Source organism: Ferdinandcohnia salidurans (genome assembly GCF_042680725.1).
Classification (GTDB): domain Bacteria; phylum Bacillota; class Bacilli; order Bacillales; family Bacillaceae_L; genus Ferdinandcohnia; species Ferdinandcohnia salidurans.
Map to the genome: position 1 here is coordinate 80,595 of NZ_JBHUEK010000017.1, position 16,858 is coordinate 97,452.

Here is a 16,858-nt window from a genome sequence, read left to right on the forward strand (position 1 = left end):
TGACTCCCCCCTAAATTTCAATATTTCTAACAACATATGTGATAGCGTTTGTTTTTAATAATACCTCTTTTTCATCACGTACAATTTTATATTCCAACGGCTTAACAAGCTTGTTTAACACGTCCCAACCCGCGTAAATTCTATCTAATCTATGAATCATGTCTTCTGTCTTATTATTAATCTCCATCATAACTTCTAATTTTTGATTTGATTCTAGATCAATTTCTTCTACTTCTGAATTCACAATAATACAATTTATCCCATTCTTTTTTGTTCCTAATGCCATTCGTCTTAGTACTTTTTCAAGGACTTCTTCTGATTCAACATGTTCTAAAGTTGACACAGCTACAATCAAGTCATATTCGTCTCTTTTAATCTTATAATGTCCGATATCTGCTTTTTGTGTTTGAATTACTTCTTTCACTTCATACACTTCGCTATATCGTTTTAGTTTATTTAATGCTGAATCTAATAAATCTACACAATTAACTATTCCATTTTTCTCTTTTATCTTTTGGGCAATTGGAATACTATTTCTTCCTACACCCGAACCTAAATCCAATACTCGTATATTTTCTTTTTCATTAAATAATGGAAATAATTCCATTACTGTTTTAACAGGTTTGTATAACCATGAACCTTCTTCAAATAATTTGTAGTTCTCATAACAGTAATCGTGATACTTTTTTTCTTCGTTACGAATGAAATCAAGTCTACCCAATCATTTATCCCCGCAAAGTTTTATATATTTTACTATTCTCTTCTAATTACTTAATACCTTCTACAATCTGCTCCAGTTAGTTTTTTTACGTATCAGTCCTTGTATAAGTATCATATGTGAATCCTAATTTTGAAAAACACTCCTCAAATTCTTTGTGATAACGGTCCACAATCACGTTTGGAGAAACACCTTCTTGTTTTGCTCTGACTGTAATCGGTGTTCCATTACAATCGCTTCCTGATACATACAACACCTTTTCACCTTTTAAACGGTAATATCTAGCTAGAATGTCACCAGGTAACAAACTTGAAATATGCCCTAAATGTAATGAGCCGTTCGCATAAGCCCAAGCCCCACCAATGAAAATACTCATAGAAAAAAGCCTTCCATCAATTAAATTTTTAAAACAAAAAACCTCGCCCTAACTTTAATAGTTAAGGACGAGGTTTGATTTTCCACGCGGTACCACTTTTAATTTGCAAATAGTTCACACTATTTGCCTTATCAAGTACGGAGTAATTACTACAACTCTTATACTGTGACATTGATAACGAGTGCCAAAACTCGTCGTAACCTACTCATACAAAAGTACGTTCAGTACGAAGCTCAGAGACCATTGTTCAAATGACTGTTTTTGCTTCTTTTCAGCTACCGAAGCTCTCTGATGAAAAACAAGGTCATTTTACTTTTTCTCTTCATTGCCTTTATCTGATAATTAACAATAGTTTATTCAATATTTTTCCAGAAGTCAAGAATGAAATAATGTTTACCTTAATTTTGTAACTTTAACTAAACTGACAAAGTACTATCTAATCTTCTTATAGATCTTATGAATAACTTCTTTATAAAAAGAAACTTGATGTGGTACGAATTTATCTCTATTTACCTTCTTTTTAAGTAAGACTTTTTTTCCACTATTATTAATTTCAAAACCACTTATTTCAATTTCATCTTTAGTCCCCAACCAAAGATCAGCAAAATCTTTAAACTTCGCTCTAACTATGCCTGATACTTCCTCTGCTTGAAGTGTAAAATCATCAAAGGAATGATCACTCTTATATAGAAAAACGTTTGCATATTCATTATCAATAAAATTTTCTTTCACACCACGATAATCATTCACACCTAGTCCCACTAGTTCTTCAAACTCTACATCTATTCCTATTTCTTCTTTTATTTCCCTTACTCCATCCTTAACTGTTTCATCTGCTAATAGATGTCCAGCAGATGTAATATCTAATAGTTCTGGATAGTCTTTTTTATTTTTACTGCGAAGTTGTAAATAGATATAATCTATTCCTTGGTCATTGCTAATAAACCAACAATGAAAGGTTTCATGCCAATATCCATGCCTATGTACATCACTTCGAGAAGCTACTCCCATTTGGTTTCTATTACTATCAAAAATCTTTAACTTCTCTTGTTCTCTCATAAAAACCCCTCCGATTTATGAAAAGCACCCAATCTCATATCCAGAATTAGAGGTAAGAAGGTTTTAATAAGTACAATTATTTGAACTCCCCAACTTATATAAACCATTTTGATTGGATACGTGTGATTTTCAACTTTATGTACTAAACTATTTTAATTGAAATTGCCAACACTCCCCACTTTTTTTCTTGTTCTGATGTGTAGATTTCGTAAGTGCCATCTATCATTTCTTTCATTGTCCAACCTTTGCAATCAAAATCTTCAAAGGGAATATCCTCATACATCGATTGAAACGTATCATATTTTCTAAGTTTTGTTACTTCAACTTTTAATATTTCGTCTTGTTCTGGAACCTTTATAAATTCAATGGCATCGCTAACTTTGATAGTTCTTCGCTTTTCATCGTTTAAACGAACCTCTACCTTCTTTTTTCCTTCTTTAATTGCTTTGAAATATTCTCCGTATAAACCCATTTTGTGTACCATTTTTCTTCACCTCTTATGTATTTCCACACTGTATATTATATTTCCATTCTGTACTAACCTACCTAGTTATTCAATAAAAAAAGCCGCCAAATGGCAGCTCGATCTTCATAATTTGTTCCGGTTAGTTAAGAGGACAATCAACCAATAAATTGCCTTAATACCTCATTAAACTTTTCACGCTCTTCCCAAAAAGCACCATGACCGCTGTAATAAAAAGGAACAAGCTGTGCGTTTTTTATTTTTTGGTTTAATTCCTGAGCTTGTGCAAATGGAATTACTTTGTCGTGAACACCATGAACGATTAAGGTAGGGACAAGTATTTTTTGCAAATCTGCATAAAGCTTCTCATCTCTTAATGTAATGATGATCGCTGCTGTTGACCAGCCTGCTGCTTCTAATCCCATTTGAAAAAACCACTCAGAGAACGGGCTTGTTATATATTGAAAGAAAAAGTTTTCTGTCACTTCTCTCATCATCTTAGGACGGTCATTTAACGCTTGAGTAAGGAATCTAGTCGCAGTTTCTGTGGTAAAACCTACAGGAGCTGCAGCATCAACAAGGACAAGCTTGGATACTCCGTTACCATTATGCCGGGACATATACCGAATCGCGATTGCTCCTCCTGTAGAGTGACCCACAAGAGTGAAATTGTCTAATTGAAGGACATCAATCACTGTACGTATGTCATCCGCCAATCGGTCAAAATTGTATCCACTTATTGGCTTATCCGACTTTCCGAATCCTCTCCAGTCAATCCCGATACAGCGGTAACCCAGAAAGGGTAGAACATCGAATTGATACTCAAACTGTTTATGGCTTAATGGCCAACCATGTAGAAACACGATTGTCTTGCTGCCATCGGGATTAATATCTTCTACATATAATTTTACACCTGATTCCACAGTAACGTAGTAACCCACACCGATTCCCCCTAAAAAAGCTTTACGATTAAGATATTCATCTAAGTAAACATAGGTGAATACCTATTACTACTTCACTTTCAGAGATAATGGAGAGTACGAATAGGAACATAAAAAAGCGATAATCCTTCTCTTGGACTATCGCTACTTAAGTACTATTGTTACCTACGTTGCTTTCGTAATTTTATAATTTTTATGATTGACTATAGTTGAAATAGGTTCGTCTTTTTCTTTATTGTAACCATACTCAACAATCACAGAATTTTCTCTTACAACCGTAACCGTTCCTTTATAGCTTTCCCCATCACGCTTAAATGAAATATTGTCCCCTACTTTAGCAGTTGCCATTTTAACACCTCCGAACTTATTATTTTCAGTAAGGATAAAAAAATGCAGCAACGATTAAGAATAAGATGTATTTATTACAGCAATACCCTGATTCACAATTCTTAGCTTCATTAAAACACAAATCTAATCGTAGCCATACAGACAATTCCTACGATAACTGTAACAGATAAACTCTTTGTCCATATTGCGACAATAAGAGTTGGTATAATTGTAGCAAGGACTCTCCAATCAATCGATAGTAATGATTCATCTTGTATGATAAAGCTATCAACGATCAGTGCGGTAAAAATACAAATAGGGATAAATGAAAGCCATTTGATTACAATTTTCGGAAGCCCTATTTTTCTTATCACAATAAATGGAATAACTCTCGGAATAAAAGTTACAATAGCACTCCCTACTATGATTAATAATATAGATACATTCAAACTCATTTGTCTTTCACCACCCCAATCGTAGCAACAATGATGGTTGATAAGAGAATCGCAATATATGAAGGAACAAACATACAGAGAACCAACATCGATAGGATGACATAAGCAATAAGGGATAGGTAAAACTTCAATTTACCACGTTCCATACTTTCTACTTGCAAAACAAGTAATGCAAGAAACATTGCCGTTAACGAAAAATCCAAGCCTAAAACTTCCGGATTTGAAATCCACTTGCCAAAGATGGCACCTAATGTACAAGACAAAATCCAGAAAATATAAGCTGTTAGATTCAACCCATTCATCCAACTTGCATTAATCATTTCCCTTTTTGCAATCTTATTAGCGGCTACTCCGAATGATTCATCTGTTACTAGAGTCCCAATCCCAATATTTTTTAATAGAGAATAATTTTTAAAACTAGGGGCTAATGTCATACATAATAAAAAATGACGTAAATTCACAATAAAAGTTGTAAATACAATGACTGAAAAAGGACTTCCTGATACTAGTAAGGCACAAATGATAAATTGAGCTGCACCAGCGTAAACTAAGACCGATAATAGAGCAACTTCTAATATACTTAGATTGGACGCTGCTCCAACTATCCCCATGGCTATTCCAATACTGATGTAGCCAATTAAAGTTGGAACGCAGTCTTTTACTCCTTGAGAAAAGGTAGGGAGATTTTTTTCGATCGTTATTTCGCTTGCTAATTGGTTCAACGTTACACCACCTTTTGTATGCTATATTAAACACGCGTCTGTTATGATGTTTAAATGTATGTTATTATGAATAGAAAAAAGAGTCAAGGAGTTTTTTAATGGAATTCATTCAAGAGGTTATAGCGAATAATCTTGCCACTTTGAGAAAAAAGCGAGGATTGAGCTTAGATAACGTGTCAGAACTAACTGGGGTTAGCAAAGCAATGTTAGCCCAAATCGAAAATGGAAAATCAAATCCAACTGTCACCACTCTTTGGAAAATTGCAAACGGCTTGCAAGTCTCTTTCTCAGGATTTTTAAAGGAAAATGAAAAGCCACAAATTGAAAAAATAAAAATGAATGAACTTAATCCAATAATTGATGATGATGGAAATTATTTTGTGTATCCGCTCTTCCCTTTTCATCCAGAAAAAAAGTTTGAAATATTCACAGTAGACTTAAAACCAGGCTTTAAACATGTAGCTGAAAAGCATACAGGTGAGGAATATGTACTTCTACAACGTGGAACACTTACCCTCGAAATTCATGGGGAGAAGTTTGAATTGAATCCTGACGAAACGATTAAATTTAATGCAAATACTGAACACATATATATCAACTCTTCAAACGAACTGGTTCGATTCTACACGATTATTTATTATCCCGACTGATTTTAATGTAATTTTTAGGTTAACATTGATAAAAGTTGCGTATCGTCTACGCAACTCTTTTTCAACTAGCACTTCGATAGTTTACTAACTTCAACAAAAAAGGGCACTTCTCCTTCTTGAAGGATCGTACCCTGTCGTTATATATAGGCTGTTACTAAAGAAATTTAAGAAGTTTTTTCTTTGTCAATAACCCTTTTAAAGTTGTATGGTAGAATAAATCAACTAATGGTTCACAGAAACTTGAAAGGTGTTTCATTTTTAATGGCACTTTAAATTTAATCATAAAAAAAACCGTTGAAAACAATGATAGGATCACCGATAATATAGGTCGTGTCGTAAATAAATGACTGTACAAATACATTTTAACGTATAAGATGCCTGACCAAAAAATATTCCAGCCGTGCCCATATAGAATTAAGTGTTTTTTATGAATAACGTATTCAACAACAAAGCTTAGTGTTATCCAGCGTAAATAGTAAGTTAATTGATCAAACCGCCCATTAGGCATCTTGCTCAAGAATACAAGTACGACTAACGGAGTTACAATAAGTATATGTACTATTCTTATTAAGAACCAGTTTATTCCATTAGGAATGAACTCCCAAACAAGGTGTCTTTTACATAGGATATAATAAAATGCATTAATTGAACTAACATATACCATATTTTTATAGTACTTTGGAATATCACGCCAAGATTTACTAAAGATCGTTAACAATATTATGCTGAACACCAAAATGACGTGCATACCTGTATTTTTTCGTTTCTTTCGCATTTGATCCCTCACTCAATGAATAATCTAAGTAAGAGTATCTCCTAAAAATTTACATTTTATTTGTTATTTACTAATTTAATGGATCTGGCAACTCCTTAATTTTTAAAAAAGTGCCGGTCACCACGACCGACACTATCTTCTCCAAAATACTAATTTAATCCTTGTATCACAAGAGCTTTGGCTGGTAAAAATTCTTCACCTGTATCAAGGTACGTCACATTCACTGTATCATCTGCCTGTAAATATATCGCTTTTGTGCTATTCTCAGATGAGATCATGTAACTTTTGTTATTATCTAATAAAAAGTAAACAATTGTAGCATTTTCTCCCTTTTCTTTATAAACACGGATGACTTTCCCGCTCACTTGTTTTTCTGCTGCTTCCGACGTTCCGTCAACCGTTCCTCCACCACGTTGCAAAGCCGTTTTGTATAGCTTTAACGCTTCATTTGGCGTATTTCCGTACACAGAAATTTCCGGATTAGCAGCTGAAACGATAAAATAGTTCTGCAAAAATCCATTCGCATCCAATACTGGCGTTAACCAGCTTGCCTCTCCATAAAAGTTATAGAGAATTGGCATTTCGCCATCCCATTTCTTTTCAATGAATTTCTTTTCAATAATTTGAAGTGCACCTTGTGAATCCATATAGGATTCTTGTAAGTTACCCGTAAAATAAGTAGCCTCCCCCGTTCTTGAATTTGTGAGTGAATAGCCGAGCATCGAGTCAACGCCTTCTTTTGGACTAGTAAAATCAGTGAAATAATACATATCTCCATTTTCATCAAAAATCGGACTCACATTTGCTTCCGTTCCTTCATCCGATGGAAGTTTTACGTCAGATTTTCCAAACTTACTGTTCCAGAAACCATTCACATAATTCCCATAGTAGCTATTTTGCAAGCTAACCACTTCTGGGGATACAGCTCCATCAATAAAGGAAGGAACATCAGCTAAAGCGTACATCTCTGTTTTCCCTGAAGCTGGGTCCACGAGGACGATTCCGGCTACTTCAAAACCATTACGTGCTGAAATAAATTCCCCATATGAGCGAATATAAAAAGGCTTTCCTTCCTCGTTGATTTCCAATTGAGGATCACCGTAAAAGATCATATTTGGATATTTCATGCGGATATGCCGTTCTAAATCCTTATGAAAATAAGAGGATGGCGTATACGACATTTCTGTCTTCACAAACTTTGGATTATCCGTTGAATCCGTAGCACTAATCGTGAAGTATCCTGGTGTCGTTTTCCCATTCCACCATTTGAAAAAACCAGAAAATTCGATTGGCGCTATATACACGTACTCGTTGTTTACCTTTTGAATTTGCAAGTTTCCTAGCTCATAATAACTCGTATCAGGAACTTGACCAAAAGCCTTTTTCATTTTATTACGCGCAAACTGTGGAGGCACACTAGCTGGTGTTTTGGTTTCATCAAACACTTCAATCTCCGTTTCTTGCGCCATGCTGGCAATTTCATATTTTTCATCCGCATTAAAAAGGAAAGCCGTTCCTAAATAAATGCAAAAAAGAAGACTTCCTACAAATAATGCACCTTTGACCATTCTTTCAATCCCGGTTGCAAAGAATGCACCAGCAGCTGTAACAATTAGTGCTAAAAGCCAAACTGATGAAAAATTACGATCAAGATTCGTCAGATAGAAAAAAATAAATACGAGAGCAGTAAATAGAACCGCACTTAATAGGAGGAGACCTGTTTGAGGTTTAGCTTTCTTTTCCTTTTCCTTCTTGTTCGTATTTCGTATAAACGGAAAGAGGATGAGAGTAGAAGCCAACCCAATAATAACTGAAAATAATAATATAGATTCCATATAGACTCCTTTCAACATTCATTACTATCTATACGGATAACTTACTAAAAAGTTTCTTTTTTCATACGCGTAACAAAAGATTACGTATGCTTTCAATCCAAAAAAAGGTTCAAAAGAAACTCAATTGTAAAAACTATCCATTTCCGTATGATATTTTTATAAAAAGCCGATAAAAGCATTCGTATAAAAGAAATGCGTATGCTTTCTCATAGATTTATAGAATAAATCATGCGCAAAATCCAAAAAGAGGTAAAAATGTCTTTAAAGAAGGGAATAAATGTAAAAATTATCCATTTTTGTATGATTTATTAATTAAAAAGCCAATAAAAGCATACGTAAAAAAGAAATTCGTATGCTTTTTCATAGATTGAAAGTAAAAAACATACGCAAAATCCAAAAAAAGTAAAAATATTCGGCGTTTCCAATATTATGGTTTATTAACTGACCTACCCATAATCATGTTAATAAAAGAGGACTGAATCCTTCCTACACACCTGATTTTTTTCTTTACTGAAGGTTAATTATTCATCTTTTGGATACTGTATTTAATAAGATTTGATTTGATTAAACCTATTTAACATCCTACGGGGGAATTATTATGAAAAAGAAATTAATATTTTTTATTAATGTAATTACCGTTCTTATGCTTATCGGATGCGCTCCACCAAAAGAAGAATCAGACAATAAATCAAAGGTTCACACTCAAAATGACAAAAACAACGGTCAGAATATCAAATTAAAAGTTGGCAGTGAAGAAGAGGATGTGAAAGAAAAGGATAAATAATAGGCTGACCAGGCTATTATCCTCAATTTCAACGTAATCACAAGTTTTAGGAAAGCTCATTGTAAAAGAGGTGTATCAAATTTGGAGAATTTCCCTACCATACATACCAACGTTTGGGATGCTGTAATATCAGTCCCTTTAGTCATTATCTTGACTCAAATATGTAAATGGTTTCTGCCTATTCGTAAAGCTTTTATTCCTACTGTAGCAAATGTTATTGGCTTAATTATTTCGATATTTTTTGCTCATCGGCATCACCTTCTTGAGGGAATATTTATGGGTCTTTTCTACGGTAATGCAGCTGTAGGGCTTTACGCTTCTTTAAAAACCCAAATAAAAGCTTACAGACAATCAGAAAAATAGGGTGATCTATATGATTTTTATTTATCATGATTTCGGTGGAACCCATTCCACCTCACTAGCAGCTGCTTATCATCTTAAAATCTTGGATGACCCTTCAAAGATTTTAGAGAAAGATGAAATTTTAGCAGTCCCTTATTTCAACAAACTTAAGAAAAAGGATGCAGGAAAATTCATTTTCCATGGTGAAGATGATGAGGGAAATCATGTGTATACACTCGGAAGACGTTCATCAAAACTCGTCCTCCCTTCTCTCTATCATTTCAGTGAGATCATCGTAAATCGCTATAACATTGATGAAAAAATATTTTTTTCTAATACCTCACCTGTTGTCCCGTTTGCGATGACAATGGGTGGTTTTTTCTCAAGAGGACTTGGAATTAATGCGATTGGCGTTCCACTACTTGTCAAAGGGGCACAGCAATGTTGTCTTCATATTTCACAACTAGTTGAAGAGACAAAAGAAATCGCAAAAAATACTAATGGACAAACGATTATTTCAATTGACAACAAAAAGTTTCAGGCTTAAAAACACCTCTTTTTCAACGGGAATATACATGATAAAACCATACGCTAATGGAGCGTATGGTTTTGTTTTCTCATCATTTTTTTATTATCTCTTTTAAACTATAGGGATTATACAATTGAAAATTATTTTTCCCTTGCTGTTTTGCTTGATACATAGCCATATCAGCATGATTCATTAACTCTGTAGCCTCAAGACCGTGTTGTGGATATAAGGCTATTCCTATGCTTGGTGTAACTCTAACTTTTTTTCCAAAAATAATAATTGGAGAATTTAGACTCTCAATAATACTATCCGCAACCCTTATACTCTCTTCTTGACTTGCGTTATCTAGCAAGACAATAAATTCATCTCCAGCTAACCTTGCCACAATACCTTTATCTGCCACACATTTCTTAAAATAATAACTAACCTGTTTTAGAAGGATATCTCCTCCATCATGACCAAGTGTATCATTCACTTGCTTAAAGCCATCCAAGTCAATAAACATTAACCCAAATCTTATCTTTTCTTTTTCTGATGACTTTAACAATTGAGTGAGTTGTTCCATGAAGGCTCTTCGATTAGGTAGACCAGTTAATGCATCTTGATAAGCTAATCGTGTTACATTTTCAATTTCCGATTTTTGTATCGTGATATCTCTTGCTATTAGTTCTCGAGCCGATTGTCCTTTGAAATCAATCTTAGTTGATTTAAATTCTAAGTAAATGATTGCCCCATCCACTCTTTTAATTTTTACTTGTTCGTTAAATACACTCTTGGGAAATTGATCTAAGCGCTCTTTTAACTTATCAATAAGTTCCTTAGAATCAGGATGCACAAATTCACTGATGTCTCGATTAAGTAGTTCACTTGGTGAACTTGAACCAAGTAAATTTGCTCCACTCTCGTTAATATAGAGGATTTCACCTCTATTATGAATAATGATAGCTTCCGGAGATAATTGGACTAAGCGTTTATATTGCTCTTCTTCCTCTTTAACTTTACTAATAATTTTCTTACCTGTTAATAAAGCCCAAAACATTAAAGAAACTTCAAAAATAGGGCTCATAAAATCCACCATTAATTCAAATGATCCCTCATCTTCAATATTAAATATACGTATGATTGTATTATCCAAGAAATCTAATATTGATAATAACATGATTAGTATTGAGATTATAACTATCCTTTTAGCAAACAAATTCATTTTTTTCTCCCTTCGATCGTCCAGCCATCAGATAAAAAACACCTTAAATTAGCGACTTAGGGATCAGCATCGTTTCTATAAGGTATTGAAGTCTTGTATGAAGTATTAACATTATAACCTCAATAAAAAAACCAGTCGACTACCAATGATTCCTATATTTATTCCTAATTTCATATTTAAACTAGGAATACCTTCCTACTTATTTGGACACATTTGCCGAATCATCCGTATTAAAGGCAACTTGAACAATTTGCACCTCTCCATTTTTTTCAAATAACTTATATACTTGCATCCCTATTTTCTCTGCAACCTTTTGCGAGGGAATATTTTTAACTGTCGTATACGAAAATACCTTGGGATAATTCAATACCCGAAACGCATAATCCTTACAAGCAAGTGCGGCTTCTGTTGCATAGCCTTTATTCCAATAGTCTTTTATAATATGAAATCCAATCTCTGGTACTGTTTCTTTTTCAATTATTTGCATGGTAATCCCACAATCTCCAATGAACTTTTCTCCATCTTTTAAAATGACCGCCCATAATCCATGGTTATATTTTTTATAATTATTAATATTCCACCGAATCCACTTTTCCACCTTCTCTTTGCTAAATGGCTCTGGATAGTATTGCATAGATTCTGGGTCAGAAAGAACTTTTGATAACTCTTCAATATCCTTTAAGGCCAGTTCTCTTAAATACAATCTCTTCGTTTCAATTATTTTCAATGCCATCATCCCTTATATTTAACAACTTATATCATCCTACTACTTCTCCCAAAACTCTATACGACTTCCATCTAGATCTTCTTTCGTTTTTCTCTCTTATTTTCAGGTTGTTTTAACCAATACCGAACTCCTTTACCAGCTAACGGTTCATCGTTGTATCTCGGGATTACGTGAAAATGACTATGGAAGATAGACTGATTAGAAACTTCACCAACGTTCCAACCAAGTGTATAACCATTGGGGGAAAACCTTTTATCTAAATATGTTTTAGCTTTTTGTAGTAACTCATATGTATCTTTCCATTCTTCTTCTGTTAATTCAAAGGCATCCGCGTGATGTTTTTTAGGAACGATTACCCCACTTCCCTCTAACACATCTTGATGATGATTATGCTGTAGAAAGTAACACGTTTCATTTTCAAATATGATATTCTGTTCCTTATCTCTTTCTGGATTACAAAATGGACAACTCTCTTCATAAGACATTTTTTTGCCTCCCATTCATCGAATTTCACCAAACCCGCCTATTAATACAATAACTTCAACAAAAATAAGCAATAATCCTTCAAAGATAACTTTTCCGGTTATTCTTTGGAAGTCCTAGAACTAGACTTAGCGAATCCAATGCAGATTTTTTAAAAGTTTACCTGAATCCGTGATAAAAAATAATTTTTCCGATAATTTTAGGAATTCCTTATTTTCTTGCCATTCGTACTAATTTAAGTTGGATTGATTGGTTTTTGTGTACACTAAATAAAACCTGCTTACCTATAATTTTTTTCAGGTCTTATTACCTATTCAGTTTCCTAGGCTTATGTTGAAAATGAAAGATACAGTCGTTTAAAAGTAGGAAATTATTAACTCTCTTAAAACTATCAGCATATTATGTTGGGTGATTATCTATTAAGGAAGTGAATATATATGCCTTTTTATCCAACTCATGGCTCAATGAGACAACAACCACAATCCCCACCCCCTCCATACGCTCCACCTAAACCGTTTCCTTCACACTATTTAGTTGACTGTTTATCTAACTACACATATGTTTGGTTAGTAAATGGAGAGGAATTCTGGTTTTATCCGACGTACCTCCAATATGGTGAGGTTGCTGGATATAGGTGGACTGGTACATTCTGGACATTCTATGGTTTTGATGAAAGATTAATTGAAACGGTTGCCTGTTACCCAATCCCTACTTTATATTAAAAACAAAATCACCTTGTGGAAATAACCACAAGGCTTTTTTGTTTTTTAGTTAAGACTTCCCGCTCTTACATAAATCATTAACAATGCACAATTTCACACTTTAGATTAGAATCCTTTAACATTACTAAACGAAATATTTTCTTAACCTTATGTCATATAGGTATTAACCTGCATAAGGTACACTAAGCAATTGTCAAATGTTTATAGGAGGGAGTTTATTTGTACATGCAATTTCGAGAACAAACAAATGCACCCTATATTTATTCCGGAAACGTAGTGTTGCTTGATATGAAGCAAGGTGATGTTACAGGAGACGGAATAGTCGATTACGTATATTTATTTGGTAAAAAAAACGTTGAAACAGATATCTTCGCTGATCATATTACACTTGTCCTTCAAGATGGGCGTTCTAACCAAGCACAAACAATTAATCTTCAAAATAATGCTGGATACAATGCTAAACTCTTCCTTGGGGATTTTTCTAAAGATAACATAGTTGATATCTTGGTAAGTATCGAGTCTGGAGGAAGTGGCGGGTACGGTTATTTCTACATTTACTCCTTCAAAAACAATATTCCAAGACAATTGTTTGATATTGAAAAATATAATAATAGCTATACTTTCGAAGTCAATTATGAAGATCTTTATAAAGTAAGTGTTGCAAGTCCACCATTAGGACTGCTTTTCACTCTTGACATTAGCTACAAAGGATATGATTATTTATCACAACTTTACGATGAAAATGGCAAATTAAAACAACCAGTCAAAGGCGAGGTTCTTGCTGCTGGGGCTTTAAATCCAATTGTTATGAACCCAACGTTTACGAGTTATGATTTACTTGTTTCAAGCAGGATCATTGGCATTTCAAATTCAGATACTCTAGGTTACATCGAAGACCTACTAACATGGAATGGCACTCAGTTTACATCCATGAGATTAACAATAGCGATACTTGGTACAAAGGTCATGAGCTCCTACTAATTTCGAAAGAAAAAAATCTCGTTTTAAAGTTTAATATACTTTCTGTATAAAGGTAATGGAGGTACTGTATGACAAATTTTTATTCGTTTCAGGGAACTGTTACAATGATTAGTGATTTTTTTACAGGTCAAAATGGTGAAGGCTGTTTTAAATTATTTACTGTAGAGAACGGATTGGGAGAAATAGTAAACTTCGTGGTGTCACCTGCCACTTACTTTGTAGACCATGTTATGGTGACTGTTGGAGATCAAGTGACTGGATATTATGATGGAGATGCTCCTGCCCTTCTTATTTACCCTCCACAATATCAAGCACTTGTTATGGTGAAAGTAAGCCCAAATCAGAATGTAAAAGTAGATTATTTTAATAGCCAGTTGGTGAGTAGCGATGGACAATTACGCTTAAATATTTCACCATATACTAGAATCGTATTAACAAATGGACAGCCCTTTACAATGAATCCAGCGAACCGGGATCTAATTGTGGTCTATGGACCCACCACACAAAGTATCCCTGCCCAAACCACACCCTATAGAATAATTGTTTTGTGTTAGGGTTGATCAAGCTTTGTGCTAATTGTTGTTTTGTTTACCTTTAGATAATTTAAGGGTATCTTTGGTTAGTTACAAATTAATCTAATCTATTTGAGGGGCATAAGTCGATGCCTCTCTTTTCTATGAAGTGTACATAACTCGTGTTCGTTAAGTTGTTTTTAATTCTTCTGTCCTAAGATCAGAATCTCCTACAGAAAAAGTTAAAACTAACCTACCTCAATGTTACATAATTTCAAAATTCTAATCATTTTGTTCACTATTCTTAAAATCCACTATTAGCCTCATCTATCTACCCACCCTTTTTTAATAGACTTTCATATCATAATTAATAAAGGTTTATAAAATTAAAATCTTATAAAGGAGTGAAAGTATATTGTCTTTAGAAAAATTTGTTGATGCTCTCCCGATCCCTAGTATTCTTAAAGAAAAAGGGAAACGTAATGGCATACCCTACTATGAAGTAGAGATGAAACAGTTTCAACAACAATTGCATCGAGACTTACCTCCTACCACAGTATGGGGTTACAATGGTATGTTTCCTGGACCTACATTCGAAGTTCGTAGGAATGAGCCAATTTTAGTCAAGTGGGAAAATAAATTGCCTTTTGAACATCTATTGCCCGTCGACCGAACGCTCCATGGGGCAGAGCCTGATGAACCATCTGTAAGAACGGTTGTCCATTTACATGGTGGACGAGTACGACCTGAAAATGATGGATATCCAGAAGCATGGTTTACAAAAGACTTTAAAAATTTTGGGAGAAAGTTCTTACATGAAGTCTATTACTATCCGAATTGCCAACGTCCAACCACCCTATGGTATCATGACCATGCCATAGGAATTACTCGCTTAAACGTATATGCAGGTCTAGCAGGTTTTTATCTTATTCGAGATCATGAAGAGAAGAAATTGAATCTTCCCCGTGGAAAATATGAAATTCCATTAGTCATTCAAGATCGTTCATTCTATCTTGATAAAAACCATGAACGCTTCGGTGAATTATTCTATCCGTCTCAACCTGGCCAAGAGCCACCACCTCTACCTTCAGAACCAATCGATCCAGAGCTGCCTAATCCATCTGTAGTTCCTGAGTTTTTTGGCAACACCATTCTTGTAAATGGAAAAGTATGGCCATATCTTGAAGTCGAACCTCGGAAATACAGATTTCGTATCCTAAACGGATCTAATTCACGTTTTTATCGAATGCGGTTAATTTCAGGTCAAAACCATAGTTTTTATCAGATTGGTACAGATGGAGGATTTCTGGAGCATCGAGTACCTATTTCTGAGTTGATTCTTGCACCAGCAGAACGTGCAGATGTTATTATTGATTTTTCAGCATTTAAGGGACAAAATTTAATCCTAACAAATGATGCACCTTCTCCGTTCCCTTTCGGTGACGCACCTTCTCCAGACTTAACACAAATCATGCAATTTCGTGTAAAGCAAAAAGCTTATAAACCTGATAAAAGTGAAATTCCAGAAAGGCTAAGTTGCTTGGAGAGACTTGATGAAGACGATGCTGTAACTGTTCGAGAGAACCGTTTAGTTGAAAGCGAGGATGAATTCGACCGTTTGAAACTTTTACTAAATGACATGGATTGGAACGAGTTACCTATAACGGAAACGCCATATAATGGAACGGTAGAAGTTTGGGAATTATACAATCTAACCCCTGATACTCATTCGATTCATTTACATCTTGTGCAATTTCAAATCCTTGATCGTCAATCCATTATTGTTGATGCAAATGGTAATATAACGAAGGTTGGCGACCGACGGGATCCAGATCCAAATGAAATGGGCTGGAAAGATACAGTGCGTGCGAATCCAGATGAGGTGACTCGTATCATTGCCCGTTTTGGACCATTTACTGGAATTTATCCATGGCATTGCCATATCCTTGAACATGAAGACCATGAAATGATGAGACCATACGAAGTTCTTGATAATCCTAATTTTAATCCTTTAACGCCCATTCCAGGAGAATGCCCCGATGATTCATTCGCTCAATGCTTTGACTGTAACAGTACTTCTTTCTCCGATAATCGTGGTAAGCCTGATTGGGATGATGATGATGATGATGACTACGATGACGATGATGATTAACTTAGACCTATGGACCATTTGAACATCTAATGTGGCATTTATAAAAAAACACAAAAATAATGTAAACCTTGAGGATAAATGTTCTCAAGGTTTTTTTAATG

At 34.5% G+C, this 16,858-nt stretch carries 20 protein-coding genes, 1 pseudogene and 1 other annotated feature; of the genes and pseudogenes, 8 read left to right on the forward strand and 13 right to left on the reverse strand.

What is annotated here, in order from left to right:
- Positions 1–10: 10 nt before the first annotated feature.
- The 8 genes and pseudogenes from ACFSFW_RS10880 to ACFSFW_RS10915 form a co-directional block, all read right to left on the reverse strand.
- Positions 11–721, reverse strand: a complete 711-nt coding sequence (locus tag ACFSFW_RS10880) for a class I SAM-dependent methyltransferase (RefSeq protein ID WP_388038049.1) — start codon at positions 719–721, stop codon at positions 11–13.
- An 88-nt stretch (positions 722–809) separates the two neighbouring features.
- Positions 810–1,094, reverse strand: a pseudogene (locus ACFSFW_RS10885) (class I tRNA ligase family protein); the annotation flags it as partial.
- A gap of 60 nt (positions 1,095–1,154) precedes the next feature.
- Positions 1,155–1,429: a binding site (T-box leader), on the reverse strand.
- 97 nt (positions 1,430–1,526) lie between these two features.
- Positions 1,527–2,153, reverse strand: coding sequence for an NUDIX hydrolase (locus ACFSFW_RS10890; RefSeq protein ID WP_388038052.1), 627 nt, complete (start codon positions 2,151–2,153; stop codon positions 1,527–1,529).
- Positions 2,154–2,295: 142 nt separating this feature from the next.
- Positions 2,296–2,637 (reverse strand): ASCH domain-containing protein, encoded by a 342-nt coding sequence (locus tag ACFSFW_RS10895; protein WP_388038054.1) that lies wholly within the window; start codon positions 2,635–2,637, stop codon positions 2,296–2,298.
- 137 nt (positions 2,638–2,774) lie between these two features.
- Positions 2,775–3,557, reverse strand: coding sequence for an alpha/beta fold hydrolase (locus ACFSFW_RS10900; protein ID WP_388038057.1), 783 nt, complete (start codon positions 3,555–3,557; stop codon positions 2,775–2,777).
- Positions 3,558–3,722: 165 nt separating this feature from the next.
- A complete protein-coding gene (locus tag ACFSFW_RS10905) occupies positions 3,723–3,905 on the reverse strand; it encodes a DUF2187 family protein (protein ID WP_304217007.1) in 183 nt (60 codons plus the stop codon).
- A 110-nt stretch (positions 3,906–4,015) separates the two neighbouring features.
- Entirely contained in the window at positions 4,016–4,339 is a 324-nt protein-coding gene (locus ACFSFW_RS10910) for an AzlD domain-containing protein (protein ID WP_388038061.1), read from the reverse strand.
- On the reverse strand, positions 4,336–5,061 hold the full coding sequence (locus ACFSFW_RS10915; RefSeq protein WP_304217003.1) for an AzlC family ABC transporter permease: 726 nt from the start codon (positions 5,059–5,061) through the stop codon (positions 4,336–4,338). Before ACFSFW_RS10915 ends, ACFSFW_RS10910 begins: the two co-directional genes overlap by 4 nt.
- 98 nt (positions 5,062–5,159) lie before the next feature.
- Between ACFSFW_RS10915 and ACFSFW_RS10920 the strand changes: the two genes are divergently transcribed.
- Positions 5,160–5,711, forward strand: coding sequence for a helix-turn-helix domain-containing protein (locus tag ACFSFW_RS10920; RefSeq protein WP_304217001.1), 552 nt, complete (start codon positions 5,160–5,162; stop codon positions 5,709–5,711).
- 154 nt (positions 5,712–5,865) lie between these two features.
- On the opposite strand, the gene ACFSFW_RS10925 is transcribed toward ACFSFW_RS10920, so the two are convergent.
- Together ACFSFW_RS10925 and ACFSFW_RS10930 are read right to left on the reverse strand one after the other, a co-directional pair.
- Positions 5,866–6,486 carry a hypothetical protein gene (locus ACFSFW_RS10925; RefSeq protein ID WP_388038065.1) on the reverse strand — a complete coding sequence of 207 codons (621 nt, stop codon included), beginning with the start codon at positions 6,484–6,486 and terminating at the stop codon, positions 5,866–5,868.
- 149 nt (positions 6,487–6,635) lie between these two features.
- On the reverse strand, positions 6,636–8,321 hold the full coding sequence (locus ACFSFW_RS10930; protein ID WP_388038068.1) for a hypothetical protein: 1,686 nt from the start codon (positions 8,319–8,321) through the stop codon (positions 6,636–6,638).
- 598 nt (positions 8,322–8,919) lie between these two features.
- On the opposite strand from ACFSFW_RS10930, the gene ACFSFW_RS10935 reads away from it, so the two are divergent.
- The 3 genes from ACFSFW_RS10935 (at position 8,920) to ACFSFW_RS10945 (ending at position 9,994) form a co-directional block, all read left to right on the forward strand.
- Entirely contained in the window at positions 8,920–9,105 is a 186-nt protein-coding gene (locus ACFSFW_RS10935) for a hypothetical protein (protein WP_304216995.1), read from the forward strand.
- Between the two features lie 81 nt (positions 9,106–9,186).
- A complete protein-coding gene (locus ACFSFW_RS10940) occupies positions 9,187–9,468 on the forward strand; it encodes a hypothetical protein (RefSeq protein WP_388038070.1) in 282 nt (93 codons plus the stop codon).
- Between the two features lie 10 nt (positions 9,469–9,478).
- Positions 9,479–9,994 (forward strand): DUF3189 family protein, encoded by a 516-nt coding sequence (locus ACFSFW_RS10945; RefSeq protein ID WP_388038073.1) that lies wholly within the window; start codon positions 9,479–9,481, stop codon positions 9,992–9,994.
- Positions 9,995–10,067: 73 nt separating this feature from the next.
- Here ACFSFW_RS10945 and ACFSFW_RS10950 read toward each other — a convergent pair whose 3' ends face one another.
- The 3 genes from ACFSFW_RS10950 to ACFSFW_RS10960 all read right to left on the reverse strand — a co-directional run bounded on the left by ACFSFW_RS10950 (position 10,068) and on the right by ACFSFW_RS10960 (position 12,392).
- The gene (locus tag ACFSFW_RS10950; RefSeq protein WP_388038076.1) at positions 10,068–11,180 is read right to left on the reverse strand and encodes a diguanylate cyclase domain-containing protein; all 1,113 of its coding nucleotides are present in this window, start codon (positions 11,178–11,180) and stop codon (positions 10,068–10,070) included.
- 199 nt (positions 11,181–11,379) lie between these two features.
- Positions 11,380–11,907, reverse strand: coding sequence for a GNAT family N-acetyltransferase (locus tag ACFSFW_RS10955; RefSeq protein WP_388038078.1), 528 nt, complete (start codon positions 11,905–11,907; stop codon positions 11,380–11,382).
- A gap of 71 nt (positions 11,908–11,978) precedes the next feature.
- A complete protein-coding gene (locus ACFSFW_RS10960) occupies positions 11,979–12,392 on the reverse strand; it encodes an HIT family protein (protein ID WP_388038081.1) in 414 nt (137 codons plus the stop codon).
- Between the two features lie 435 nt (positions 12,393–12,827).
- Between ACFSFW_RS10960 and ACFSFW_RS10965 the strand changes: the two genes are divergently transcribed.
- The 4 genes from ACFSFW_RS10965 (at position 12,828) to ACFSFW_RS10980 (ending at position 16,757) form a co-directional block, all read left to right on the forward strand.
- On the forward strand, positions 12,828–13,112 hold the full coding sequence (locus ACFSFW_RS10965) for a transporter (protein WP_388038084.1): 285 nt from the start codon (positions 12,828–12,830) through the stop codon (positions 13,110–13,112).
- Positions 13,113–13,337: 225 nt separating this feature from the next.
- Positions 13,338–14,093 carry a YybI family spore inner coat protein gene (locus tag ACFSFW_RS10970; protein ID WP_388038183.1) on the forward strand — a complete coding sequence of 252 codons (756 nt, stop codon included), beginning with the start codon at positions 13,338–13,340 and terminating at the stop codon, positions 14,091–14,093.
- A 68-nt stretch (positions 14,094–14,161) separates the two neighbouring features.
- Positions 14,162–14,647, forward strand: coding sequence for a hypothetical protein (locus ACFSFW_RS10975; RefSeq protein ID WP_388038086.1), 486 nt, complete (start codon positions 14,162–14,164; stop codon positions 14,645–14,647).
- A gap of 373 nt (positions 14,648–15,020) precedes the next feature.
- The gene (locus ACFSFW_RS10980; RefSeq protein WP_388038089.1) at positions 15,021–16,757 is read left to right on the forward strand and encodes a multicopper oxidase family protein; all 1,737 of its coding nucleotides are present in this window, start codon (positions 15,021–15,023) and stop codon (positions 16,755–16,757) included.
- The last annotated feature ends 101 nt before the right edge of the window (positions 16,758–16,858 follow it).